This window comes from Burkholderia sp. HI2500 (assembly GCF_002223055.1).
GTDB lineage: Bacteria > Pseudomonadota > Gammaproteobacteria > Burkholderiales > Burkholderiaceae > Burkholderia.
Window position 1 is genome coordinate 585,290 of the sequence record NZ_NKFL01000006.1, and the last position, 23,089, is coordinate 608,378.

At 68.8% G+C, this 23,089-nt stretch carries 22 protein-coding genes; 14 read left to right on the plus strand and 8 right to left on the minus strand.

Features of this window, described 5'->3' with window-relative positions:
• The first annotated feature begins 11 nt into the window (after positions 1-11).
• Together creC and creD are read left to right on the plus strand one after the other, a co-directional pair.
• The gene (gene creC / locus CFB45_RS20360) at positions 12-1,463 is read left to right on the plus strand and encodes a two-component system sensor histidine kinase CreC (protein ID WP_089427087.1); all 1,452 of its coding nucleotides are present in this window, start codon (positions 12-14) and stop codon (positions 1,461-1,463) included.
• Between the two features lie 110 nt (positions 1,464-1,573).
• Positions 1,574-2,965, plus strand: a complete 1,392-nt coding sequence (gene creD / locus CFB45_RS20365) for a cell envelope integrity protein CreD (RefSeq protein ID WP_089427088.1) — start codon at positions 1,574-1,576, stop codon at positions 2,963-2,965.
• An 87-nt stretch (positions 2,966-3,052) separates the two neighbouring features.
• Here creD and CFB45_RS20370 read toward each other — a convergent pair whose 3' ends face one another.
• Positions 3,053-3,475: a RidA family protein gene (locus CFB45_RS20370; protein WP_089429063.1), complete on the minus strand. Its 423-nt coding sequence runs from the start codon at positions 3,473-3,475 to the stop codon at positions 3,053-3,055.
• A gap of 189 nt (positions 3,476-3,664) precedes the next feature.
• On the opposite strand from CFB45_RS20370, the gene CFB45_RS20375 reads away from it, so the two are divergent.
• Both CFB45_RS20375 and CFB45_RS20380 read left to right on the plus strand, forming a co-directional pair.
• On the plus strand, positions 3,665-4,102 hold the full coding sequence (locus CFB45_RS20375) for a hypothetical protein (RefSeq protein ID WP_256978291.1): 438 nt from the start codon (positions 3,665-3,667) through the stop codon (positions 4,100-4,102).
• Positions 4,103-4,184: 82 nt separating this feature from the next.
• Positions 4,185-4,382, plus strand: a complete 198-nt coding sequence (locus tag CFB45_RS20380) for an oxidoreductase-like domain-containing protein (RefSeq protein WP_069252077.1) — start codon at positions 4,185-4,187, stop codon at positions 4,380-4,382.
• Between the two features lie 82 nt (positions 4,383-4,464).
• Here the strand turns inward: CFB45_RS20380 and CFB45_RS20385 are convergent, their stop codons facing one another.
• The gene (locus CFB45_RS20385) at positions 4,465-5,925 is read right to left on the minus strand and encodes an MFS transporter (protein WP_089427089.1); all 1,461 of its coding nucleotides are present in this window, start codon (positions 5,923-5,925) and stop codon (positions 4,465-4,467) included.
• Positions 5,926-6,095: 170 nt separating this feature from the next.
• Here CFB45_RS20385 and CFB45_RS20390 point away from each other — a divergent pair, with 170 nt between their 5' ends.
• Together CFB45_RS20390 and CFB45_RS20395 are read left to right on the plus strand one after the other, a co-directional pair.
• On the plus strand, positions 6,096-6,968 hold the full coding sequence (locus tag CFB45_RS20390) for a LysR family transcriptional regulator (RefSeq protein ID WP_089429065.1): 873 nt from the start codon (positions 6,096-6,098) through the stop codon (positions 6,966-6,968).
• 59 nt (positions 6,969-7,027) lie between these two features.
• Positions 7,028-7,348: a DUF7660 family protein gene (locus CFB45_RS20395; RefSeq protein WP_089427090.1), complete on the plus strand. Its 321-nt coding sequence runs from the start codon at positions 7,028-7,030 to the stop codon at positions 7,346-7,348.
• 50 nt (positions 7,349-7,398) lie between these two features.
• Here the strand turns inward: CFB45_RS20395 and CFB45_RS20400 are convergent, their stop codons facing one another.
• Positions 7,399-8,301 carry a LysR family transcriptional regulator gene (locus tag CFB45_RS20400; RefSeq protein WP_089427091.1) on the minus strand — a complete coding sequence of 301 codons (903 nt, stop codon included), beginning with the start codon at positions 8,299-8,301 and terminating at the stop codon, positions 7,399-7,401.
• Positions 8,302-8,402: 101 nt separating this feature from the next.
• Between CFB45_RS20400 and CFB45_RS20405 the strand changes: the two genes are divergently transcribed.
• Complete coding sequence (locus CFB45_RS20405) at positions 8,403-9,386, plus strand: NAD-dependent epimerase/dehydratase family protein (RefSeq protein WP_089427092.1); 984 nt, start codon at positions 8,403-8,405, stop codon at positions 9,384-9,386.
• Between the two features lie 347 nt (positions 9,387-9,733).
• On the opposite strand, the gene CFB45_RS20410 is transcribed toward CFB45_RS20405, so the two are convergent.
• From CFB45_RS20410 to CFB45_RS20430, 5 genes are all read right to left on the minus strand, one after another.
• Positions 9,734-10,435, minus strand: coding sequence for a DUF2848 domain-containing protein (locus CFB45_RS20410; protein WP_089427093.1), 702 nt, complete (start codon positions 10,433-10,435; stop codon positions 9,734-9,736).
• Between the two features lie 53 nt (positions 10,436-10,488).
• Positions 10,489-11,808, minus strand: coding sequence for an MFS transporter (locus tag CFB45_RS20415; protein ID WP_089427094.1), 1,320 nt, complete (start codon positions 11,806-11,808; stop codon positions 10,489-10,491).
• A gap of 129 nt (positions 11,809-11,937) precedes the next feature.
• Positions 11,938-12,582, minus strand: a complete 645-nt coding sequence (locus CFB45_RS20420) for a DUF4286 family protein (protein ID WP_089427095.1) — start codon at positions 12,580-12,582, stop codon at positions 11,938-11,940.
• A 100-nt stretch (positions 12,583-12,682) separates the two neighbouring features.
• Positions 12,683-13,720 (minus strand): LysR family transcriptional regulator, encoded by a 1,038-nt coding sequence (locus CFB45_RS20425; protein ID WP_089427096.1) that lies wholly within the window; start codon positions 13,718-13,720, stop codon positions 12,683-12,685.
• A gap of 186 nt (positions 13,721-13,906) precedes the next feature.
• Positions 13,907-14,698 carry an SDR family NAD(P)-dependent oxidoreductase gene (locus tag CFB45_RS20430; RefSeq protein ID WP_069252998.1) on the minus strand — a complete coding sequence of 264 codons (792 nt, stop codon included), beginning with the start codon at positions 14,696-14,698 and terminating at the stop codon, positions 13,907-13,909.
• A 400-nt stretch (positions 14,699-15,098) separates the two neighbouring features.
• Between CFB45_RS20430 and ypfJ the strand changes: the two genes are divergently transcribed.
• The 7 genes from ypfJ (at position 15,099) to CFB45_RS20465 (ending at position 23,028) form a co-directional block, all read left to right on the plus strand.
• Positions 15,099-15,980 carry a KPN_02809 family neutral zinc metallopeptidase gene (gene ypfJ / locus CFB45_RS20435; RefSeq protein ID WP_089427097.1) on the plus strand — a complete coding sequence of 294 codons (882 nt, stop codon included), beginning with the start codon at positions 15,099-15,101 and terminating at the stop codon, positions 15,978-15,980.
• A gap of 170 nt (positions 15,981-16,150) precedes the next feature.
• Positions 16,151-16,891, plus strand: a complete 741-nt coding sequence (locus CFB45_RS20440) for a helix-turn-helix transcriptional regulator (protein ID WP_089427098.1) — start codon at positions 16,151-16,153, stop codon at positions 16,889-16,891.
• A gap of 51 nt (positions 16,892-16,942) precedes the next feature.
• Positions 16,943-17,620, plus strand: coding sequence for a hypothetical protein (locus CFB45_RS20445; RefSeq protein WP_089427099.1), 678 nt, complete (start codon positions 16,943-16,945; stop codon positions 17,618-17,620).
• A 191-nt stretch (positions 17,621-17,811) separates the two neighbouring features.
• A complete protein-coding gene (locus CFB45_RS20450; RefSeq protein ID WP_089427100.1) occupies positions 17,812-19,314 on the plus strand; it encodes an aldehyde dehydrogenase family protein in 1,503 nt (500 codons plus the stop codon).
• A gap of 42 nt (positions 19,315-19,356) precedes the next feature.
• Positions 19,357-20,697: an aspartate aminotransferase family protein gene (locus CFB45_RS20455; protein ID WP_089427101.1), complete on the plus strand. Its 1,341-nt coding sequence runs from the start codon at positions 19,357-19,359 to the stop codon at positions 20,695-20,697.
• A 244-nt stretch (positions 20,698-20,941) separates the two neighbouring features.
• Complete coding sequence (locus CFB45_RS20460) at positions 20,942-22,444, plus strand: APC family permease (protein ID WP_089427102.1); 1,503 nt, start codon at positions 20,942-20,944, stop codon at positions 22,442-22,444.
• Complete coding sequence (locus tag CFB45_RS20465; RefSeq protein WP_089427103.1) at positions 22,441-23,028, plus strand: DUF3156 family protein; 588 nt, start codon at positions 22,441-22,443, stop codon at positions 23,026-23,028. The genes CFB45_RS20460 and CFB45_RS20465 overlap by 4 nt, the downstream gene beginning before the upstream one ends.
• The last annotated feature ends 61 nt before the right edge of the window (positions 23,029-23,089 follow it).

A 23,089-nucleotide genomic window follows, 5' to 3' on the forward strand; every position in this document is an offset into this window, starting at 1 on the left:
CGGCTCCGTCCATGCATATCGGCCTGCGCATCTTCTTCGGTTTTTTCCTGATCGTCGGCCTGGCTGCGCTGATCACGCTGCGCGTGTTCGTGCAGGAGGTGAAGCCGGGTGTGCGCGAGGCGATGGAGGACACGCTCGTCGATACCGCGCAGGTGCTCGCGACGCTGGCCGCCGACGACCTGGCGAACGGCCACATTGCCAACGGCGCGTTCGCGCGGCAACTGTCGAACCTGCACGAACGCCCGATCAGCGCGAACGTATGGGGCGTGCAGAAGAACACGATCGGCTACCGTCTCTACATCACCGACGCGCACGGCATCGTGCGCTACGACTCGTCCGGCCGCGCGGTCGGGCAGGACTATTCGCGCTGGAACGACGTGTACCGGACGCTGCGCGGCGAGTACGGCGCGCGCAGCACGCGCAGCGATCCGAACGATGACAGTAGCACCGTGATGCACGTGGCGGCGCCGATCCGGCACGGCAACGAGATCATTGGCGTGCTGACGATCGCGAAGCCGAACCAGACGGTCGCGCCGTTCATCGCGCGCAGCCAGCGCAAGATCATGCTGTACGGCGCGCTGCTGATGGGCGGCGCGATCCTGATCGGCGTGGCCTGCACGTGGTGGCTGGTGGTCGGGCTGCGGCGCCTGCAGCGCTATGCGCGCGCGATCGCGGCGGGCGAGCGGGCCGACATGCCGCTACAGGGCGCAAGCGAGCTGGCCGAGCTCGGGCGCGCGGTGGAAAGCATGCATCAGCGGCTGGAAGACCGGCAGTACGTCGAGACCTATATCCACACGCTCACGCACGAGATGAAGAGCCCGCTGGCGGCAATCAGCGGCGCGGCCGAACTGCTGCAGGAAGACATGCCGGTGACGAACCGGCGGCGCTTCACCGAGAACATCCGCCGCCAGGCCGGCCGACTCGAACAGATGATCCGCAAGCTGCTCGCGCTCGCCGAAGTCGAGCAGAAGCAGCGCCTGTCGGTGCGCGAACCGGTCGCGCTGCGGCCGGTGCTCGAACAGCTCGTCGACGATATCGAGCCGCGCGCGCGGCAGCGCGGCGTGAACCTCGCGATCGACGCGCACGACGCGGCCGATCCGGCAGTCGTCGAAGGCGATCCGTTCCTGCTGCGCCAGGCGCTCGGCAACCTGCTCGACAACGCGCTGGATTTCGCGCCGCAGGGCAGCACGATCCGCATCGCGCTCGAACGGCAGCCGGCGGGTAAGGCCCATGTCGCGGTCGTGCGTGTGACCGACGACGGCCCCGGCGTGCCCGACTACGCACTGGCGCGCGTGTTCGAGCGCTTCTATTCGCTGCCGCGCCCCGACGGCCAGGATCGCAGCACGGGCCTTGGGCTGTGTTTCGTCCGCGAGGTCGCGATGCTGCACCGCGGCCAGGTCGCGCTCGCGAACCGCGACGAAGGCGGCGCGTGCGCGACGCTCACGCTGCCGTCGGCGGGCTGAACTCCCTTCAACTTCACGTTCGCCACACCTTCGCTTCACACCGGCTTCAATCGCCCTTCACCGGGGCGGCTCATGCTGACCGTACCCTTTTACTCCGGTACCTGTCGGCCATGAATCGAGTCCTGTTGTTCAAATTCGCGATCACCGCGTTTCTCGCGCTGCTGATCCTGATCCCGCTGCAGATGGTGCAAAGCATCGTGCATGAACGTGCCGCGTATCGCCGGGATGCGCTGCAGAGCATCTGGTCGAGCTATGCGGGGCCGCAGACGGTGGCGGGCCCCGTGCTCGTCGTGCACTACACGGAAGTCACGCGGGTGCGCGACGATTCGCCGGCCGGCGGCGCGACGAAGACGAGCCTGCGCAGCGAGACGAAGCGCCTGCTCGTGTTTCCGAAGACGCTGAACGTCGACGGCACGCTGACGACCAGCGTCCGGTATCGCGGCATTCACAAGGCGCTGGTGTACGAGCTGGCGAGCCGGATGACCGGCACGCTGGCGTTGCCGGACCTGAAGAAGCTGCCGCAGGCGGACGGCCACGTGAGCTTCAAGATCGACGATGCCTATGTGTCGATCGGCATCGGCGACATTCGCGGGCTGACCGCGCAGCCCGACTTGCGCATCGGCGGCACGCGCTTCGACGTCGAGCAGGGCACGCGGCTGGACAGCCTGCGCCAGGGCGTGCACGCGAACGTCGATCTCGCGGCGCTGGCGGACGCAAACGCAGGGGCGGTCGTGCCGTTCAGCGTCGACCTGCCGTTGCGCGGGGCGGATTCCGTCGCGTTCGCACCGGTGGGCGACCAGAACGATTTCTCGCTGAAATCGACGTGGCCGCATCCGAGTTTCGACGGCGCATTCCTGCCGAACAACCGCACGGTCGATGCGCGCGGCTTCACCGGCAACTGGCGCGTGACGTCGTTCAACACGAAGGCGCGTGAGCAGATCATCTCGGGCGACGGGGAAGGCGCGATCGAAATGGCGTCGGTGTCGGTGATCGAACCCGTGAACGTCTATCTGCAGGCCGAACGTGCGACGAAGTACGGCGCGCTGTTCGTGATGCTCACGTTCGCGAGCTTCTTCATGTACGAGCTCGTGAAGCGGCTGCGCATTCACCCGATCCAGTACACGCTGGTCGGCCTGTCGCTCGCGCTGTTCTTCCTGTTGCTGCTGAGCCTGTCCGAACACATCAAGTTCGCGTATGCGTATCTCGCGGCGAGCGGTGCATGTATCGGGTTGCTCGCCTTCTACCTGTCGTTCGTGCTGCACAGCGTGAAGCGCGGGGCGGTGTTCGCGGTGCTGCTCGCGGTGCTGTACGCGGCGCTCTACGGGTTGCTGCTGTCGGAAGACAACGCGCTGATGCTCGGTTCGCTGCTGCTGTTCGCGATCCTCGCCGGCATCATGACGCTCACGCGCCGCGTCGACTGGTATTCGCTCGGTGCCGCGTGGCAGCCGCTGGCCGACAAGGCGGCGGCGGGTGCCGCGAAGCCGGGCGCGCAGGTGAAGTAAGCGCGCGAGGTGTGGGCAGGCGCGCCGGTCGGGAACTTCACGACCGGCGCGTCATATGGCACATCGCCATATCGCCACATCGCCGCTTCACGCGCGCGATGCAGGCCGTCGAAAACGCGCCAGCGGAATCTCTGCAACAGCGGTGATCTCGATCAGCAGATCGGGATGGTAGAGACGCTCGACCTGGACGGTCGTCGTCACGGGATAGGGCTCGGCGAAGTAGGTCTTGCGGATGTCGCCGGCCTGCATGAAGGCATCGATGTCGGTCGCGTAGTGAACGAGCGAGATCACGTCCTGCATCTGTCCGCCCATCGTGGCGAGCACGGCGCGGATGTTGTCGAGCGTCTGGCGTACCTGCATGCGCATGTCGCCGTGGCCGACCACCCGGCCGTCGCGGTCGAGCGACACTTGCCCCTTCAGGTGCACGATCCGGCCATCGCCCTGGATCACGGCCATCGAGAACGCGCCGAACGGCGCCCAGACTTCCGGCGGATTCACTGCTTCGGCCATCGTGCGGCTCCTGTGGGGCGATGACGAGGATGCGGCGGCGAGCGTCGCGGTGGGTTCGGGCCGTGCGTCGGCCGGAACGCGATGGAAGCGAGACATCGACAGCGTCGCCGGGTTCGCCGACAATCGCGCCATTATGGATCAGCGCCCGGCGAAGCGTGAGCGACGCCACGGCGGCAACGACGACACCCCATGGACGACATCCGGATCATCAGGGATCTCGCGGAAATCGAGGACACCGCCTACATCGAGCTCATGCGCGGGCCGTATGCGCGCAAGTGCTGGAACGAGGGATCGCTGTTTTTCAGGGAGGAAGTCTTCGGCCTGCTCGAAGCGGCGATCTCGCGGCAGATCCCGGACTACGATCATTACGCGTTCAATGGCATCGGCATGCCGGACTGGCTTCGGATCATTGACGAACTGGACGATACGCGCAGCATGCTGGGCGACGCCACGCAGCGAACGGCGGCACTCGACCGGCTCGGCTTCGTGTTCCGCGATTCGCGGCAGGATTTCATCGACCGTCTGGACGCGAGTTGCGCCGCGCTTGCGGAAGTGATTGCCGAAATCGATGCATGGACACGCGAGGTCCGGATTCGCCACGATCAGGTGACGATATTGGGGATATGACGCCGCGTGGCATGGCCCGCGCGGCACGCATATCGGGCGGCATCCGCTTATACTGAGCGCGTCCATTCATTCGATTTTCGCCGTGCCCAACACTGCCTCTCCGGATCCGTCCGTCGACGATCCCCGTCCGACCCCGCCCATCCAGCCCGAACTCGAAGACTGCTGCAACAGCGGTTGCTCGCCGTGCGTCTTCGATCTCTACGACGAAGCACTCGCGCGGTATCGCGTCGAGCTGGCCGAATGGGAAGCGCGCCAGGCGCAACGCAAGCATCACGCGTGATGCCCGAGACCGGCGAGCGGCCGCACCTGCATCGGCACCGCTTCCGCATCAGACCCTGCCGTCGCAACGCTTCCCGTCCCGCTTACCCGCCTGCATGCAGCCGCCGATGCAGCGGCCCGAGCATCGCCGACAGCACAATGCATACGAGCAGGACGGCCGTCAGCGCGAACATCGACGTCCTGAAGCCCTGCACGTAATCGAGCGCGGCCGGATGCGCGCCGAGCCGGGCGAAGAACACGCCGCCGAGCGTGGCCGCGCCGACAGCCGCGCCGATCTGCAGCATCGCGGTGACCATGCCGGAGGCGACACCCGCGCGCGCCGTGTCGACTTCCGCGAGCACGATCCGCACGACCGACGGCAGCACGAGGCCCTGGCCGATCCCGATCGCCGCGATCCCCACGTAGAAGCCGGCGCCCGGCGCGGCTGCACCCGCCAGCGCGGCGGCCGTCGCGACGCCGGCCGCGAGCATCGCGAAACCGAGCGTGAGCACGCGATAGCCGCCGAACCGGCCGACGAGTCGCGGCATCAGCAGCGGGCTCGACAGGAAACCGAGCCCGAGCGGCAGGATCGCGAGCCCGGACGCGAGCGGCGACCAGTTCAGGCAGCCCTGCAGGTAGATCCCGTAGCTCAGGAAGAACGCGCTCAGCGTGTAGAACAGGAACGCCAGTACGAGCCCGAGGGCGACGACGGGATTGCGGAACAGGCGCACGTCGAGCAGCGGATCATGGCCGCCCGCGAGACGGCGCGCCTCGACCGCCAGCAGCGCGCCGAGCATCGGCAGCGCGCCGACGAGGCACGCGACCATCCACAGCGGCCAGCCGGCCTCGCGCCCGTGCGTGAGCGGATAGACGAGCATCAGCAGGAACAGCGACAGCAGCACCATGCCCGGCACGTCGATGCGCTGGCCTTTCGGCGGGCGGCTTTCCGGGATGAAGCGCCAGCTGCCGATCAGCGCCAGGATGCCGATCGGCAGGTTGACGAGGAAGATCGCGCGCCAGCCGAGCCCGAACGGATGCAGGCTGATCAACGCGCCGCCGCCGAGCTGGCCGATCACGGCCGCGAGGCCGAACACGAAACCGTAGAAGCCCATCACGCGCACCTGCTCCTGCGGGGTGAACACGCTGCGGATCGTCGCGAGCACTTGCGGCGCGAGGATCGCGGCGAACAGGCCCTGCAGCACGCGGCCGCCGACCAGCACCGCGCCGCTGCCGGCGAGCCCGCACAGCGTCGACGCGACGACGAAGCCGGCCATCCCGATCATGAACATCCGCTTGCGGCCGTACAGGTCGCCGAGCCGGCCGCCGGTGATCTGCACGACGGCGTTCGCGCAAGCGTACGCCGATACGACCAGCTGCAGCTCGGCCGGGCGCGCGCCGATGCCGTCGCGGATGGCCGGCAGCGCGAGATTCACAATGAAGTAGTCGAGCGGCGGCAAAATCGCGCCAACCAGCAGGACCACCAGCGCCCAGCCGTGGTGGCTGCGCGGCGTCGCCGCGGCGGCCGTGCCGGCCGGCACGCAGGGGGCAAGGGTGTCGTTCGTCATGGAAGCAAGTCCGAAAGAATGAGTGCCATGTTCACGCCGGATGCGGCGACAGAGGCGCCGGTTCGGCCGTGGGCGGGCGATTGACCCCCATTCTGGGTGGTGACGATGAATCGGAAAAGCGGGAATTGGTGGTAGCATCCATCGGGTTAATCGATGGATGGGGAATGGCGATGCGCGGTTTCGACCTGGATCAGTTGCGTACTTTCGCGGCGGTCGCGGATGCCGGCAGCCTGACGGCCGCCGCGCCGCTGCTGCACCTGTCGCAGTCGACGGTCAGCGAGCAGGTGCGCAAGCTCGAATCGCGCGCCGGCGTGCCGCTGTTCGTGCGCAGCAAGCGCGGGGTCGAGCCGACGCCGGCCGGCTCGCGGCTGCTGCAGCATGCGCGGCGCATCGTCGCGCTGAACGAGGCCGCGTTCGACGAAGTGCGCGGGCAGGCGATCAAGGGCGAGCTGCGCGTCGCGATCACCGATTATTACCGGACCAACGAAGTCGCGGGCCTGCTCGCGCGGCTGCGGGAGTGCTACCCGCAACTGAGCCTGCACGTCAGCGCGATGAAGAGTGCCGATATCGAGGCCGCGCATGCGCGCGGGCAGGTCGATCTCGGCGTGGTGATGAACCTGTCGAGCGGGCCGTTCCGGCCGGCGTCGGCCGATACGCGCTGGGTGCTGCGGCGCGAGCCGCTGTCGTGGGTCGCATCGCCCGCGCTCGCCGAGCAGTTGCCCGAGCCGCTGCCGCTCGTGCTGCTGCCGGACGACTGCATGATGCATCAGGTCGCGGTGCGCTCGCTCGACGAGCAGCACATGCCGTACCGGCTCGTGCACAGCGCGTCGGGCGTGGCCGGGCTGCAGTCGATGCTGGCGGCGGGGCTCGGGGTGGGCTGCCTGTGCGCGTCGGCGATCGGCGACGGCATGATGCGGCTCGGCGCGAAATACCGGCTGCCGCCGCTGCCCGATGCGGTGTTTTCGCTGACGCCGCCGATGCCCGGCGAACGCGAAGCCGTCACGCAGGCGCGCGAGGTGCTGTCGCGGCAATTGCTGATGTGAAACCGGGCCGCACGACTGGCGGCGGCGCGTCCCTGAGAGGCGCGCGAAGGAACATAAAAATGAACGACGAACTGCAACGCCAGATGGACGCGAAGCTGCAGGATGCGCTGGAGCGCGTGGTCGACGAACGCTCACTGATCCAGTTTCTGCGCGTGCTCGGCCACGACTGGAACACGGAGCGCCAGCTCGAGGCCGACGTGCCGCCGTCGCCGTACGCCCGCGCCGCGCTCGGCTGGGAAAACCGCTCGATCGGCGAGTACCTGGACGCGATGGTCGACTGGGCCGAGGCGTCGGAAGAAGGGCTGCGTTTCTACGACGTGCCCGACAATCCGTGGCGGCGCATGGCGGACATCCTGTTCGCCGGGAAAATCTACGAATAGCGCCGCGCGGGCGCTGCGTTCACTTCGTCCGTGCCGTCGCCGCGAACCGTTTATTCGACGATTTCGCCGCTCACATACGCATGCAGCCCGTCGGCCAGCGCATCGAACACCGCGCGGCAGCGCGGGCTCGACCGCAGGTCCTCGTGCATCACGACCCAGGTTTCCAGCTGCATCGCGAGCGTGTCCGGCAGCACCCGCACGAGCCGCGCGTCACGTTTCGCGAGCCCGCTCTGGCAGAAGCCGATCCCGTAGCCGGCGCGGATCATCGCGAGCTGGGCGAGGTTGCTGTCGGTGCGCAGCGAGAACGCATCGCGCTTCCACAGCGGCATGCTGCGGCCCATCGAGCGGATGAACGGCGTGACCGTATCGAAGCCGATCAGCGCGTGATGCGCGAGTGCGTCGGTCGTCTCGGGCACGCCGTTGTGCGCCAGGTAATCGTCGCGCGCATACAGCCCGACATCGACCGCGCCGATACGCCGCGCAACCAGCGCCTCCTGCGTGGGCGGCGCCATCCGGACCGCGATGTCGGCCTCGCGCTTGAGCACGTCCTGGAGGCGGTCGGTCGGCACCAGTTCGATGACGAGCCCCGGGTGGTTGCGCCGCAATTGCGCGAGCATCGGCGGCAGCACTTCGACGGCGATCACGTCGCTGGCCGAGATCCGCACGATGCCGCGCACGCCGGCGCCGTGGCTCGCGGCCGCGCGCTCGAACGCGGCCGCCGCGCTGCGTAGCGCCTCTGCATGGCCGCGCAGCGCGAGCGCCGCCTCGGTCGGCAGCAGGCCGGACGGCGAGCGCGTGAACAGCGTCTGGCCGAACGCGGCCTCCAGCGCCGCGACGTGGCGGCCGGCCGTCGGCTGCGTAATGCCGAGGGCGCGTGCCGCGCCCGACAGCGAGCCTTCCGTCAGCACGGCGAGAAAGGTGCGGTAGCGTTCCCAGTTCAGATCGGTGGTCATGCATAAATGTATAGCTGATCCATCAGGTTCGGCAATTCCTTGATAGCCGAAGCCGCGCCAGAATGCTTGCCATCACGGACATTCATTCAAGGAGAGCGGCAATGACGACCCACGCAGGCGGGACGCAACGACAGGCACTCGTGCTCGGCGCGAGCGGCGGGATTGGCGGGGAAGTCGCGCGGCAGTTGCGCGATGCGGGCTGGCAAGTGCGCGGGTTGAAGCGCGGGCTCGATGCCGAAGTCGTGGAGCGCGACGGCATCACCTGGATGCGCGGTGACGCGATGGATCGCGACGCGGTCGTCCGCGCCGCGCGCGGCTGCGGCGTGATCGTGCATGCGGTGAATCCGCCGGGCTACCGGAACTGGGCCGGGCAGGTGCTGCCGATGATCGACAACACGATCGCGGCGGCAAAGGCGGAGCGGGCCACCGTCGTGTTGCCGGGCACCGTCTACAACTACGGCGCCGATGCGTTTCCGGTGCTGGTCGAAGATGCGCCGCAGCATCCGTCGACGCGCAAGGGCGCGATTCGCGTCGAGCTGGAGCGCCGGCTGCAGGAGGCGGCCGGGCAGGGCGTCCGCACGATCATCGTGCGGGCCGGCGATTTCTTCGGGCCGAAGCTCACCGGCAACAGCTGGTTCGCGGCGGGGCTCGTCAAGGCCGGGCAGCCGGTTGCGTCGATCAGCGTGCCGGGGCGGGATGGCATCGGGCACCAATGGTCGTACGTGCCGGACGCCGCGCGCGCGATGGTCGAGCTGATCGAGCGGCGCGACACGCTGGAACCGTTCGCGCGCTTTCATCTCGGCGGGCATTGGGATGCGGATGGCACGCAGATGGCGGAGGCCGTGCGCCGCGTCGCGCAGCGGCACGGGTTGCGGCCGACGGTGCGCAAGTTCCCGTGGTGGTTCGTGTGGGCGGCGGCGCCGTTCGTCACGACGCTGCGCGAATTGCTCGAGATGCGCTACCTGTGGCGCGAGCCGATCCGGCTCGACAACACGCGGGTGACCGCGGTGCTCGGCCGTGAGCCGGTGACGCCGCTCGACACGGCGGTGGAAGCGACGCTGGTGGGCCTCGGGTGTCTCAAGTGAGCAACGGCTCGTGCCTGGGTCCATGCTCCGGCACGGGCGGGCACGATGGCGAACCGCAGCACCTGCGGCACAACAATTCTCCACATACCCGGGCACGTCCGATGCGCATCATGTCGGCTCATGTCGATCAGGCGGAAACGGGGGCGCAATGTTGCATTTCGGATGGAAAGTGTCGGTTGCGGGCGCAATGATGCTTGCATTGAGCGGGTGTACCAACCTGGCTGGTGTGCTGTATTGCGGCAACTCGCAGCTCAACTTTCCCGATTATCACTGCTTTTAGGCGTATTAGCGGGAGCCGGCGCGGCGACAGAACGCTGGCGAGCCCATCTGCCGCGCCTCGTTGCCCGTTATGCCACGACCGGTAACACTTCCACGGCGTAGCGGTGCCGAAGGCTGCGCCCCAGCACCGGATCGTGCAGCTCCATCTCGAACGCCTCGCCGTCACCCATTGCCGCGATCGGGCCATGCACGGCGACCGTGCCGCCATACATCGCGCCGCGCGCGGGCATCGTCCGGCCGTCATCGAAGCGCTGCCACAGCACCTCGGGCGCAAGCAAACCACTCACCGCGCCGTGCTGGTACGCCGTCCGCTCGCCATCGCGCGAAATCAGCCACGAACGCATCTCGATCGCATCCCAGTGATCCGCAACGTCCGCGTGAAGCCACGCGTCGTGGCCGAGCGGTTTCGCGCACACCTGTTTCGACACCGCGACGCCGTACGCTTCGACCTCACGATCCGTATGATCGGAGCCGACGGTCACGAGCGTGCCGGCCGGGCTGTCGACCAGCACGCATTCGATCTCGCCGCCCGATCGTGCGCCGAGCACGCCGATCGCGGGCGCCTGCGTCAGCAGCGCGGCCGACACGCGATAGAAGCAGGGCGTGGTCGACGGCGGCGCGACGCCGAGCGCCGCGAGTTCGTCGATATGGGCCTGGATTGCGGCCGGATCGCGGCCGGCCCAGCCGGCGATCACGACGCGCGCGATTTCGACGTCGACGGTGGCCGGCGCACCTTTCCGGGGAATGACATTAAACGACAGGGTTGGCATACGGCTATCCGTTTGAAGTGCGAAGGAATGAAACGGCTTGCTGGCGGCGACGTTCAATCCGCGAGCGGCTTGTGCGCGGTTTCGCGTGCGACGAGGAGCGCGATCGACGTGACGACGAGCGCGGCGGCGACATACAGCGACACGGCCGTCGTCGTGCCCGTCTGCCGGAACAGCGCGGCGATCACGAGCGGCGCGAAGCCGCCGCCGACGATGCCGGCGAGCGTGTACGCGAGCGACGAGCCCGCATAGCGCACGCGGGTCGGGAACTGTTCGGTCACGAACGCGCCCTGCGGGCCGTACATCACCGCGTGGATCACGAGGCCGATCGCGACGGCCGCGACGATCGCGCCGGGTCGCGCCGAATCGAGCAGCGTGAAGAACACGAACGCCCACACGATGCCGGCGAGCGCGCCGCCGAGATACACGGGCCGGCGGCCGAAGCGGTCCGACAGCGCGCCGAAGCACGGCACCGCGAGCGCGTTGCAGGCCGTGCCGATCATCACGGCCGTCAAGGCGACGGGGCGCGACAGGTGCAGCACGGTCGTTACGTAGGTGAGCGTGAACACGACGATCAGCGCATACAGCACGTCCGAGCCGATCCGCGAGCCACCCGCGATCAGCAGGCGCTTCCAGTGGACCTTCAGCACGTCGGCGACGGGCACCTCGGCAGTCGCGTGCGATTCGGCGAGCTGCTCGAACTGCGGCGTTTCGTCGACGCCGCGCCGCAGCCAGAAGCCGAACACGACGAGCAGCGCGCTGGCCGCGAACGGTACGCGCCAGCCCCACGACAGGAAGTCGCCGGACGTGGTCGACAGCGTCACGAGCGCGATGCAGCCGGTGCCGAGCAGCGTGCCGAACGACGGGCCGATCTGCGTCCACGATGCGGACAGCCCGCGCCGCTTCTGGTCGCCGTGCTCGACCGACAGCAGCACCGCGCCGGCCCATTCGCCGCCGAGCGCGACGCCCTGCACGAAGCGCAGCGCGACGAGCAGGATCGGGCTCAGGATGCCGGCCTGCGCATAGGTCGGCAGCGCGCCCATCAATGCGGTCGTCACGCCCATCAGCACGAGCGTGAGCATCAGCACCGCGCGGCGGCCGATACGGTCGCCGAGATTGCCGAACACGAAGCCGCCGAGCGGGCGCGACACGTAGCCGACCGCATAGGTCGAGAACGCGAGGATCGTGCCGGCCAGCGGATCGACCGACGGAAAGAACAGGTGGTTGAAGACGAGCGCGGCGAGCGTGTTGTAGATCGTGAAGTCGTACCACTCGAGCGACGTGCCGATCATGCTCGCGGTCGCGAGTCGGCTGTTGCGGACGCGGCGGGGCGCGTGGGCGGCGGGCTGGGCGAGAGTGCTCATGGTGTCGGGCATGTCGTGTCGGGGAACGGGATGAAACGCCGGGCCGATGCGCGGGTGTGCATCGCGCATGCGGCGTGGTCGGCGTGGGTGATCAGGCCGAACATGCGGCGACAGCGGGTTCGGTTTCGACGTCGCCGCGCGTTATATGCAGCGGCGCGGCGGCGCGGCGGCGCGCCACAGCATCTCGAAGGTGCGCACGTCGTCGTGCCCGGCGAGCATGGCGGCCACGCGGCGGGTCGCGGCCGCATCGCTGCCTTCGATCAGCACGAGCGCATCGGCAGCCGGGCGGGCGGCCGCATCGGCGCCGATCGGCGCGGAAAGATCAGGCGCGGTGCAAAAGAGCCGCGCGGCGTGGATGCCCGGTTCGTGCAGCACGTCATCGAAGCGCTCGCGCAGGTGCGGCACGTCGATGCGATCCGGCGGCAGCACGAATAGCGCGAGATGCGCGCCTTCACCGTCGCCGGCCTCAATCGTCAGTTCTCCGACGCGTCGCTGCGTGCCCGTCATGCGCTCGAAGTTCGCGAGCGACCATGCGGTCTGCTGCGTGAACGCGCGCCGGTACGCGCCGCCATGGAACACGTCGAGCGCGTCCGTCACGTACAGCGCGAGGTACTTGCGCGGGCCGCGGTCGGTCGCACGAAAGCGCCGCGCGTGCGTGAAGCCGGGAATCGCGACACGCTCCTGCATGTGCTCGCGGTCGTACCACGCGTTGAAATCGGCTTCGTGCGCGGGGTCGATATCCGTCCAGACGCAAAGCTGGCCGTGTGGAAGGGAAAGGCGGGTCATCGCGGGGTTCCTCGTGACGGGGTGTGTCAGGAACCGCAGTTTCCCGAAGACGGGCCGCACCCGTCCAACAAGAAAACAAATTCGCGGTGAACAGGTTTTCTTATGAGCGGCGCGGGCGGCGCTTCGCCGGGGGCGTGGCGGGCGGGGCGGATGGCGTCGTGCGTTTCGCTTTTGCCGGTGCTTTCGCTTTGGTCTTTGTCGCGGGACGGGCGGGTGTTTTGTCCACGCTGTCGGGCGCGGTCGTCTTTGCGTGATGCGTGGCGGCGGCCGTCGCGCGCGCGACTTCGCTGGCCAGTTCCGCGATGCGCGCGGCCACCGGCAGGCCCTGGCTGCGATACGTCGCGACGAGCGGCAGCGCGGGGAATTCGGGTTCGACGTCGAGCAGTTCGAGCGTGCCTTCGTGCAGCTCACGCCCGATGATCGCGGGCGGCAGCGCGGCCACGCCGAAACCGTCGGCGACGAGGCGGATCATCGCGGCGACCGACGTGATGCAGTTGATGCTGGCCGGCCGCTCGACGGCCGCGAACAGCCGCTCGATCGTCGCGTGCGGGCCCGAGTGGCGCGAGAAGCTGATGATCGGGAATGCCGCGAGGCGCGCGACGTCGAGCGCCTGGCCGCCGAGCCCGAGGCGCGGGCTGGCCGCCCAGCGCACCGGGAATTCGCACAACGGCAGGTTCGTGAAATCGGGGCCCGGCACCGGGTCGGTCTGCAGGATCAGGTCGACGCCGTCGGTGCTGAGCAGGCGGATCAGGTGCAGCGTCGTGTCGCTCGTGATCTCGACGTCGAGGCGCGGATAGCGCTCGCGCAATTGCGCCATCAGCGCGGGGAACCAGCTGTGCACGATCGATTCGATCACGCCGATCCGGATCAGGCCCGCATCGCTCGCCGCATCGATGTCGCGGCGCATTTCGCCGTCGAGCCGCACGATCCGCTCCGCGTACGCGAGCATGCGGCGCCCGGCGGGCGTGAGCGTGGCCGAGCGCGTGTTGCGGTCGAACAGGCGGACGTCGAATGCTTCCTCGAGCGACGCGATGCGGCTCGATACGGCGGCCTGTGTGGTGTGCAGTTTTTCGGCCGTGAGCCGGAAGTTTTCCAGCTTCGCGAGCCAGACGAAGGTTTCAAGAAACCGGATGTTCATCGACGTTCGAACCGTGAGGCAGTGCCGGGCGGGGCGGCGGGATCGGTCGATGGTAGCGGATTTTCGGGGGCGGGAAATAAGCGGGCGACGTGGCGCGCGTGCGTGGGCAGGCGCTGGAGGACGGGAGGACCTGAACGCAACGCCGCCCGCGACGCGTACGTCACGCGAGCGGCACACCCATGCGCATCAAAGCTTGTCGAACGCGAGCGTCGGCACGTCCACCACCATCGCGCCGCCGTCGGCAACGAGCGTCGCGCCGGTCACGAACGACGCGTCCGGCGACGCGAGGAACGCGCACACTGCCGCGATCTCGTCCGGGTCGGCCGCGCGCCGCAGCGGCACGTCGGCGCTGACGCGTGCATACGCGCCGTCGAGCGTGTCGCCGTGCGCCGACATCAGCGGTTCCATCTCCGCGTCGGCCATCGGCGTGCGGACCCAGCCGGGGCACACCGCATTCGCCCGCACGCCGTGCGGCCCGTAGTCACGTGCGAGCGACCGGGCGAGCCCGAGCAGCGCGTGCTTGCCGACCGTGTAGCCGCACACGCCGGGCCCGGCCGCGAGCGCGGCGATCGACGCGACCAGCACGATGCTGCCGCGCTGCGCGATCAGGTCGGGCAGGCACGCGCGCGCGCTGACGAACGCGGTGTCGAGGTTCGCGTGCATCGCGTCGCGCCACTGCGCGTCGTCGGTTTCGTCCGCGCGGCCGAGCCCGTGGCCGCCCGCGCACGCGACGAGCGCATCGACGCGGCCGAAGCGTTCGGCGATCCGCGGCAGGAAGCGGGCCCAGTCGGCGGTGCTCGCGGCATCGCCGGCCAGCGCGAGGCCGCCCGTTTCGGCGGCCAGCGCGTCGAGCGGCGCCTGGCGCCGCCCGATCAGCACGACGCGGTCGCCCCGGCGGGCGAAGCGGCGCGCGCAAGCGGCGCCGATACCGGTGCCCGCGCCGGTGATCGCGATCGTGCGGGGTGTCGGGTGGGTCATGTCGTGCTCCGGAAAGGTGTCGTTTCCGGTCACTTTAGGCGGCGCCGGCGAGCGCCGGTATCAGCCGAAAGGATGAACGCGGGCGGCATTCGGGCGACCGGCGCGGTAGCGGGCCATTTTGCAAAGGCTGACGATGTCCGGCGCCGAATCGCTCTATCCTCCACATTTTTGCGATAAGTCACGAAAGCCCGGCAGAATAGCGCGGGCGGGCCGCGCATCGACGCGCGGCGCATCGGCCGGCCGATTCCGTCGTGCGAGCGGAGCGGCAGGCCGGCGATCCCGGCAGCAGCGCACACCCCGTGCGCGGGCGTTGCATCGGCCGGGGATCGTGTCACGACAACCTATCGCCCGGTTGCGCGCTCGCGTGCCGGACCATCGACAAGAACAGGGAGGGCCGGCTATGAGGCTGGACGACGAAAGGGAAAGCACGAACGTCGAGGATCGCCGCGGCGCCGGCGGGTTCGGCGGCGGGCGTGGCGCGACGATCGGCATCGGCACGATCGTGGTTGCGTTCGCCGCGTCGTATTTCTTCGGGATCGACCCGCGCGTGATACTCGAAGGCGCGTCGGCGCTGCAGGGCCGCCAGCAGCAGGCGCAGCCCGCGCCCGCGCAGCGGCAGGGCGAGCCGGCGAACGACACGGGCGCGGTGTTCACGCGCAAGGTGCTCGGCAATATCGAGCGCACGTGGACGGGCGTGTTCAATACCCAGCTGCACGCGCAGTACCAGCCGCCGACGCTCGTGATGTTCACGAACTCGACGCCGACCGCATGCGGCACGGGCCAGACCGCGATGGGGCCGTTCTACTGCCCGGGCGACCGCAAGGTGTACATCGATCTCGGTTTCTACGACGAACTGCGCAAGCGTTTCGGCGCGGGCGGCGATTTCGCGCAGGCTTACGTGATCGCGCACGAGGTCGGCCATCACGTGCAGAACCTGCTCGGCATTTCCGACAAGGTCGACGCCGCGCGCCGGCGGGCGAGCCAGGCGCACTCGAACGCGCTGTCGGTGCGGATGGAGCTGCAGGCCGACTGCTTCGCCGGTGTGTGGGCGAACAACGCGCAGCGCGCGAACCAGCGGCTGATGGAACCCGGCGATTTCGAGCAGGGGCTGAAGGCGGCCGCCGCGATCGGCGACGACCGGCTGCAGCAGCAAGGGCAGGGCTATGTCGTGCCGGAGAGCTTCACGCACGGCACCAGCGACCAGCGCGTGTACTGGCTGCGGCGCGGGATGGAGTCGGGCGAGCTGAGCGCCTGCGACACGTTCGCCGCGAACGCACGCTGAATCGAGCGCGTGCCTGGCCGCGCGCCTGCATCGTTCCGGCCGGAGGGTGAATCCTCCGTACCGGCCGGGCCGGGACGATTTGCCGATTTGCGCTCACCGGCGCTTTTCGGCGCCGGTAGGCTGGCCCGAACTTCGATCTTCAATAAGTTCGCCCGCCAGCCGATTCCACCATGCCGACCTCATCCGTTCCCGCCGACCCGGCCGCCGCCGACTGGCCACGCGCGCTGCGCGCGTGCGTGGACGCGTTCGACGCGTTCGCGAGCCCGTCCGCGATCGTGTTCTACCGGCTCGACCAGAGCGGCGAACCGGCCGATTTCGAGCTGTTCGGGATGCCGGAATCGATGCATCGCACCTATGTCGCGCGCTACCGGATGCTCGATCCGCTGCATCCGTCGCGCTGCGCGGCCGGTGAGCGCGCGGTCGTCACGCTTGCGTCCCAATTGCCTGACGAAAGGCGCGACGCGTCCGCGTACTGGACCCGCTTCCTGCGGCGGCACGACGTGGCCGACGTCGTCGAGATCTGGCTGCGCGATGCGGGCCGCACGGTCGGTGCGTTCTCGCTGCTGCGCTTCGAGGCGGGCGACACGCGCGGCGGCGTGGCCGGCAACAGCACGGCCGCGCGGTTCGCGCCCGGCGAGATCGAAGCGCTCGTGCGGCTGCAGCCGGTGGCCGAAGCCGCGCTGAGCCCGCTGCTGCGCGCGCGGCGCGGGATCCACCGGATCGGCTGCGAGGAGCGGCTGACCTACCGCGAGGAGCAGATCGCGCGCCTCGTGCGCGACGGCCGCTCGAACAAGGAGATCGCCCGCGATCTCGCGCTCGGCCAGCCGACCGTCAAGACGCACCTGATGCGGATGTACCGCAAGCTCGGCGTGTCGAACCGCACGGAACTGGTGGGGGCGCTGTTCCTGTAATTCATCGGATAATTGCGATCCGGACTTCGAACCTTTCGCGATCGCCGATTCATGAATATCAAAGTCAAAGCGCTGCTGGCCGTGCTGCTTGTCTTGCTGGGTGTTTCGACGGCCTCGACGGCCTTCGCGCAAGAAAGCGAGCCCGATCGTTGCCTCGTGCTGCGACCGACCCAAATTGCCCCGGACGACGTCGGCGAGGCCGCTGATTATCCCGGTGGCGGGTGGCTCGGGCTGATTCCGGTCGGAAACCGCTGGACGCTCGCACCGGCAAGCGTCCGGTTCGAACCGTCGCAACCGGGCGGCGACATCGTCGACATCAAGTCAAACCTCGGAAAAGCCGTGGCGCTGTTCCGCTGCAAGTGGCTCAGGCAGGGCAAGGTCGACGCGGCGAACCTGGCGTTCCCGAAAGACGGAAGGGCGATCGAGCCCGGCGCCAGCCCGCTGCGCTTCGATTTCCACGGCCGCCGGTACGCACTGCATCACACGGCATCCGGTGCGGCGATTGCCGAAGGCGATGGCAAGCGGTCGGTCCTGCATGATTTTGGCGGCGGCTCGCCGCCGTTCAGCGCGTCGCTGATCTGGGCGGGCGACCTCGATCGCGACGGCCGACCGGACTTCCTGATGGAATTCGAAAGCGACCTCGGCGCCAGCTTTTGCCTGTTTACATCGGGCAGTGCGAAGGAAAACGAACTGGTCGGCGGCGCCCGCTGCATGTACTTCAGCGGCTGACCGAGGCTGCTGCCCCCGGCCGGCTTTCCACGTCGATCGCCAGCCACCCCGCGCGGTTCGAACCCGCGCCTCCCCAGCGCCCACGCGCTGCCAATTTGCGCTCACCGGGCGCGAACCCTCGTCGATACAGTGGAACGACGCCCGCGTGCCCGTGCGCACGCGGTCCAGCCACGACAATCCTCGAGATGCCCATGAGCACCACGAATTTCGTCGCCGTCAGCGACACCGTGCGCACCTTCGTTGCGCGCGACTTCGGCCTCTTCATCGACGGTGAAATGCAGCCCGCGCACGCGGCCGCGCGGCTCGACGTGTACGACCCCGCGACGGGCGAGCGGCTTGCGACGGTCGCGGATGCCGACGCACACGACGTCGACCGCGCGGTCGCCAGCGCGAAGCATGCATTCGACACCCGCGTATGGAGCGGCCTGCGCCCGGCCGACCGCGAACGCATCCTGCTGAAACTCGCCGACCTGATCGAAGCCGACGCCGAAACGCTCGCGCAGCTCGAAACGCTGAACCAGGGCAAGTCGATCCACGTGTCGCGCGCGATCGAGGTTGGCGCGAGCGTCGAATACGTGCGCTACATGGCCGGCTGGGCGACCAAGATCACCGGCCAGACGCTCGACGTGTCGATCCCGTTCCCGCCCGGCGCGCGCTATACGGCCTATACGCGCAAGGAGCCGGTCGGCGTGGTCGCGGCGATCGTGCCGTGGAATTTCCCGCTGATGATCGCGGTGTGGAAGCTGATTCCCGCGCTCGCGGCCGGCTGCACGATCGTGCTGAAGCCGTCGCCGGAAACGCCGCTCACCGCGCTGCGCCTGGCCGAGCTCGCACGCGAGGCCGGCGTGCCGCCCGGCGTGTTCAACGTCGTCACCGGCGGCCGCGTGTGCGGCGCCGCGCTCGCGAGCCACCCGTCGATCGCGAAGATCTCGTTCACGGGCTCGACCGCGACCGGCAAGCTGGTCGGCGCGGCGGCCGTGCAGAACATGACGCGCTTCTCGCTCGAGCTCGGCGGCAAGAACCCGATCGTGATGCTCGACGACATCGACGTCGCGCAGGCGCTCGACGGCGTCGCCGCCGGCGCGTTCTTCAACCAGGGGCAGGTGTGCGCGGCCGCATCGCGCATCTATGTGCACCGCAGCAAGTTCAGGCAGCTCGCGGACGGCCTCGCGGGCGTCGCGCAGTCGATGAAGCTCGGCGCGGGCCTCGACACGACCGCGCAGATCAACCCGCTGGTCTCCGCGCACCATCGCGACAAGGTCGTCCAGCACATCGAAGGCGCGCGCCGCGCGGGCCTCACGTTCCTCGCGGGCGGCACGCCGGCCGACGACCTGCCCGGCTACTACGTGAAGCCGGCGGTGATCGCCGATCCGCATCCGGACAGCGCGATCGTGCGCGACGAAGTGTTCGGCCCGGTGATCGTCGTCATGCCGTTCGACGACGCGGCCGATGCAGTGCGTCTCGCGAACGCGTCGCCGTACGGCCTTGCCGCGAGCCTCTGGAGCAACGACCTGACGCGCGTGATGAACCTCGTGCCGCAGATCGAGGCCGGCACCGTGTGGGTGAATTGCCATATCCCGCTCGACCCGTCGATGCCGTTCGGCGGCTACAAGCAATCGGGCATCGGCCGCGAATTCGGCCAGCACGCGATCGAAGGCTTCACCGAAACCAAATCCGTCTGCATCGCGCACTGACGCGCGGCCTCAACCTCAACCGATCCGACAGTGGAGACTGCAATGAGCTACAACGAAGCGAAATTCTGGCACCCGATGCTGCACCCGAACGAGATGAAGCAGCGCAAGCCGATCCGCATCGTGCGCGGCGACGGCTGCTACGTGTTCGACGAACAGGGCCGCAAGCTCGTCGACGGCGTCGCGGGCCTGTGGAACGTGAACGTCGGCCACAACCGCCAGGAAGTGAAGGACGCGATCGTGCGCCAGCTCGACGAGCTCGAATACTTCCAGCTGTTCGACGGCATTTCGCATCCGCGCGCGGAGGAGCTGTCGAAGAAGGTGATCGACATGCTCGAGCCGGAAGGGATGCGCCGCGTGCTGTACAGCTCGGGCGGCTCCGACTCGATCGAGACCGCGCTGAAGATCGCGCGCCAGTACTGGAAAGTGCGCGGCCAGGCCGACCGCACGAAGTTCATCTCGCTGAAGCAGGGTTATCACGGCACGCACTTCGGCGGTGCGTCGGTGAACGGCAACACGGTGTTCCGCCGCAACTACGAGCCGAACCTGCCGGGCTGCTTCCACGTCGAGACGCCGTGGCTGTACCGCAACCCGTTCACGCAGGATCCCGAAGCACTCGGCCGGATCTGCGCGGAGATGTTGGAACGCGAGATCCAGTTCCAGAGCCCCGACACGGTGGCCGCGTTCATCGCGGAGCCGATCCAGGGCGCGGGCGGCGTGATCGTGCCGCCGGCCAACTACTGGCCGCTGGTACGCGAGGTGTGCGACCGTTACGGCGTCCTGCTGATCGCCGACGAGGTCGTGACGGGCTTCGGCCGCAGCGGCAGTATGTTCGGCAGCCGCGGCTGGGGCGTGCGCCCGGACATCATGTGTCTCGCGAAGGGGATCTCGTCGGGCTACGTGCCGCTCGGCGCGACGGTCGTGAACGCACGGATCGAGGACGCATTCGCCGCGAATGCCGATTTCGGCGGCGCGATCATGCACGGCTACACGTATGCGGGCCATCCGGTCGCCTGCGCGGCGGCGATCGCGAGCCTCGACATCGTCGTGAAGGAGGACCTGCCGGCGAACGCGGCGAAGCAGGGCGCGTATCTGCTCGAAGCGTTGAAGCCGTTCGCGGAACGCTTCGCGGCGGTCGGCGAAGTGCGCGGCAAGGGGCTGATGCTCGCGCTCGACCTGGTCGCGAACAAGGACACGCGCGAGCCGATCGACCCGCTCTCGGGCTATGCGAACGCGGTCGCGGAAGTCGCGCGCGAGAACGGCGTGCTGGTGCGTCCGGTCGGCACGAAGATCATCCTGTCGCCGCCGCTCGTGATCCAGCGCGAGCAGCTCGACCGGATCGTCGACGCGCTGGCGGCGGGCTTCGAGGCCGTGCCGTTCGCGTGATGGCGTGACCCCGTGACTCCGTGACGGCACGCCGGCGGCGGGCAGCGTGGCCGCCGCCGGTTTGCCAATTTGCGCTATGACCGGATTATTTTGCCTGCGTATTTTTTCGACATCGGATCGAGGTGTGATCGACAAGTGGCCCGGGTATCGAAGCGCTGAAGCGCCGCCCGGGCCGACCGCATAGCCATGGAACCCCGGCCGCCGACGAAGCGGCGGCCGGGGTCGACACAGGAAGGAGACAGGGATGTCGGGATGGTCTGGAGTTACCGGCGCAGCGGGCGACACGCCCGCCGGCACGCCGGCTGAAGCGGGAGGCGGCACGGCGCTGAAGGCGGGGGCGGTCGGCTTTCCGACCGCGCTGGCGAGCGCCGTCGGCCTCATCATGGCAAGCCCGGTGATTCTCACCGCGACGTCGGGCTTCGGGATGGGCGGCTGGGCGTTCGCGGTCGCGATGATCATCGCGTTCGTGATGATGCAGGCGCAGGCGACCACCTTCTCGGAAGCCGCCGCGATGCTGCCGACGGCCGGCTCGGTTTACGATTACCTGTCGTGCGGGCTCGGCCGCTTCTGGGCGATCACCGGCACGATCTCCGCGTATTTCCTCGTGCACGTGTTCGCCGGCACGGCGGAAACGATCCTGAGCGGCATCATGGCGCTCGTCAATTTCGAATCGCTGAATGCCGCGTTCGAGAAGCACAACAGCTCGTGGCTCGTCGGCGTCGGCCTCGTCGTCACGTTCGCGATCACCAACATCATCGGCATCAAGGTGTTCAGCAAGCTCGAGATCGTGCTGACGGCCGGCATGTGGCTGTCGCTGATGATCTTCGGGATCCTCGGGCTCGCGGCCGCGCCGGCCGTGCATCTCGACGGCTGGTTCGGCGGCTCGGAAGTCGGCACGTCGGTGCCGGCCGTGCTGTCGCTGGTCGGGATGGCGATGTTCATGTTCGTCGGCTGCGAGTTCGTCACGCCGCTCGCGCCGGAAATGAAGGCGCCGGGCAAGACGATTCCGCGTGCGATGGCGCTGGGCCTCGTCGGCGTCGCGATCTGCATGTTCCTGTACGGCGCGGCGATCCGCCGCCAGGTCGCGAACGTGCCGGTGAGCGCCGACGGCCTCACGCACCTGCTCGACACGCCGGGCGCGATTCCCGCGTTCGCGCTGCAGGTGCTCGGGCCGTTCGGCCGCATCTGGTTCGGCATCGCGTTCCTGTGCGCGGGCGCCGCGACGATCAACACGCTGATGGCCGGGCTGCCGCGCATCCTGTACGGGATGGCGATCGACGGCGCGCTGCCGCGCTGCTTCGCGTACCTGCATCCGCGCTTCAAGACGCCGGTGGTCGGTATCGTCGCCGCGGCGATCGTGCCGATCTTCCATGCGTGGCTGATCAACGGCAATCTCGACAGCATCCTGCACCTCGTGCTCGCCGCGACCTGCGCGTGGGGCACCGCGTACCTGCTCGTCACCGCGTCGGTCGTGATGCTGCGGATTCGCCGCCCGGACCTGCCGCGCCCGTACCGTTCGCCGCTGTTCCCGCTGCCGCAGATCGTGTCGAGCGTCGGCATCATCCTGGCGATCTGGTACATCACGCCGCCGGGCATGAACGCGCGCGACATCTACGTGCCGTTCGGCGCGATGCTCGGGCTCACCGCGCTGTACGCGCTGTTCTGGACGCTCGTCGTGCAGCGCCGGCATCCGTTCAAGCCGGTGCCGGTCGAGGAAGTGCTGCGCAACGAGCACGTCGCATCGTGAAGCTCGCGCTCGCCCGCTGGCGCGCGGCGCCCGATGCGCCGCCGCCCGGCCACCGGCCCGGCGCGATCGCCGCACGCGTGCTGGCGGATTTGGGCGCCGAGCGGGATGCCGATGGCGCTGGCAGCCTGACGGCCCGCCTGCCGAACGGCATGCGCGTGAGGGTCGACGAGCGCGTCGACCGCCAGTTCCTGATGCATACGGTCAGCGTGAAGGTGGCGGTAACCGCAGCCGGCCCGGCCGTGCAAGGCGGCGCGCGCGTGCGCCAGACCGGCTGGCTGCGCTGCACGGGTATCGACGCGGTGATCGTGCCAGGATGCGACCCCGGTTTCGTCGATGCGGTAGCCGCGCTGGTCGCCGAGCCGTCGCTGGCCGACGCGCTGCGGCCGCTGCACCTGACCGACTGCACGATCGACGCGCGCGACGGCCGCTGGACGCTCGCGATCGTGCCGTTCGGCGGCAGCGAGGTCGTGAACCGGATGCCGTCGTTCCGCCGCTACGTCCGCCTGACGGGCGAGCAGTCCGCCGCGCTGTCGGCGGCCTGTCTTGCGTTCGAAACCGCACTACGCAGGATATTGCACGGGTAAGCTGTGGCGTTGCGCGCCGGGGAACCGGCGGCCGCGTTTAGGGGTTTTACCGGAGATGCCG

What these genes read in the sequence shown, in the direction of transcription:
- creC (WP_089427087.1), top strand. Translation starts at nt 12, where the DNA reads ATGCATATCGGCCTGCGCATCTTCTTCGGTTTTTTCCTGATCGTCGGC.
- creD (WP_089427088.1), top strand. Translation starts at nt 1,574, where the DNA reads ATGAATCGAGTCCTGTTGTTCAAATTCGCGATCACCGCGTTTCTCGCG.
- CFB45_RS20370 (WP_089429063.1), bottom strand. Translation starts at nt 3,475, where the DNA reads ATGGCCGAAGCAGTGAATCCGCCGGAAGTCTGGGCGCCGTTCGGCGCG.
- CFB45_RS20375 (WP_256978291.1), top strand. Translation starts at nt 3,665, where the DNA reads ATGGACGACATCCGGATCATCAGGGATCTCGCGGAAATCGAGGACACC.
- CFB45_RS20385 (WP_089427089.1), bottom strand. Translation starts at nt 5,925, where the DNA reads ATGACGAACGACACCCTTGCCCCCTGCGTGCCGGCCGGCACGGCCGCC.
- CFB45_RS20390 (WP_089429065.1), top strand. Translation starts at nt 6,096, where the DNA reads ATGCGCGGTTTCGACCTGGATCAGTTGCGTACTTTCGCGGCGGTCGCG.
- CFB45_RS20395 (WP_089427090.1), top strand. Translation starts at nt 7,028, where the DNA reads ATGAACGACGAACTGCAACGCCAGATGGACGCGAAGCTGCAGGATGCG.
- CFB45_RS20400 (WP_089427091.1), bottom strand. Translation starts at nt 8,301, where the DNA reads ATGACCACCGATCTGAACTGGGAACGCTACCGCACCTTTCTCGCCGTG.
- CFB45_RS20405 (WP_089427092.1), top strand. Translation starts at nt 8,403, where the DNA reads ATGACGACCCACGCAGGCGGGACGCAACGACAGGCACTCGTGCTCGGC.
- CFB45_RS20410 (WP_089427093.1), bottom strand. Translation starts at nt 10,435, where the DNA reads ATGCCAACCCTGTCGTTTAATGTCATTCCCCGGAAAGGTGCGCCGGCC.
- CFB45_RS20415 (WP_089427094.1), bottom strand. Translation starts at nt 11,808, where the DNA reads ATGCCCGACACCATGAGCACTCTCGCCCAGCCCGCCGCCCACGCGCCC.
- CFB45_RS20420 (WP_089427095.1), bottom strand. Translation starts at nt 12,582, where the DNA reads ATGACCCGCCTTTCCCTTCCACACGGCCAGCTTTGCGTCTGGACGGAT.
- CFB45_RS20425 (WP_089427096.1), bottom strand. Translation starts at nt 13,720, where the DNA reads ATGAACATCCGGTTTCTTGAAACCTTCGTCTGGCTCGCGAAGCTGGAA.
- CFB45_RS20430 (WP_069252998.1), bottom strand. Translation starts at nt 14,698, where the DNA reads ATGACCCACCCGACACCCCGCACGATCGCGATCACCGGCGCGGGCACC.
- ypfJ (WP_089427097.1), top strand. Translation starts at nt 15,099, where the DNA reads ATGAGGCTGGACGACGAAAGGGAAAGCACGAACGTCGAGGATCGCCGC.
- CFB45_RS20440 (WP_089427098.1), top strand. Translation starts at nt 16,151, where the DNA reads ATGCCGACCTCATCCGTTCCCGCCGACCCGGCCGCCGCCGACTGGCCA.
- CFB45_RS20445 (WP_089427099.1), top strand. Translation starts at nt 16,943, where the DNA reads ATGAATATCAAAGTCAAAGCGCTGCTGGCCGTGCTGCTTGTCTTGCTG.
- CFB45_RS20450 (WP_089427100.1), top strand. Translation starts at nt 17,812, where the DNA reads ATGAGCACCACGAATTTCGTCGCCGTCAGCGACACCGTGCGCACCTTC.
- CFB45_RS20455 (WP_089427101.1), top strand. Translation starts at nt 19,357, where the DNA reads ATGAGCTACAACGAAGCGAAATTCTGGCACCCGATGCTGCACCCGAAC.
- CFB45_RS20460 (WP_089427102.1), top strand. Translation starts at nt 20,942, where the DNA reads ATGTCGGGATGGTCTGGAGTTACCGGCGCAGCGGGCGACACGCCCGCC.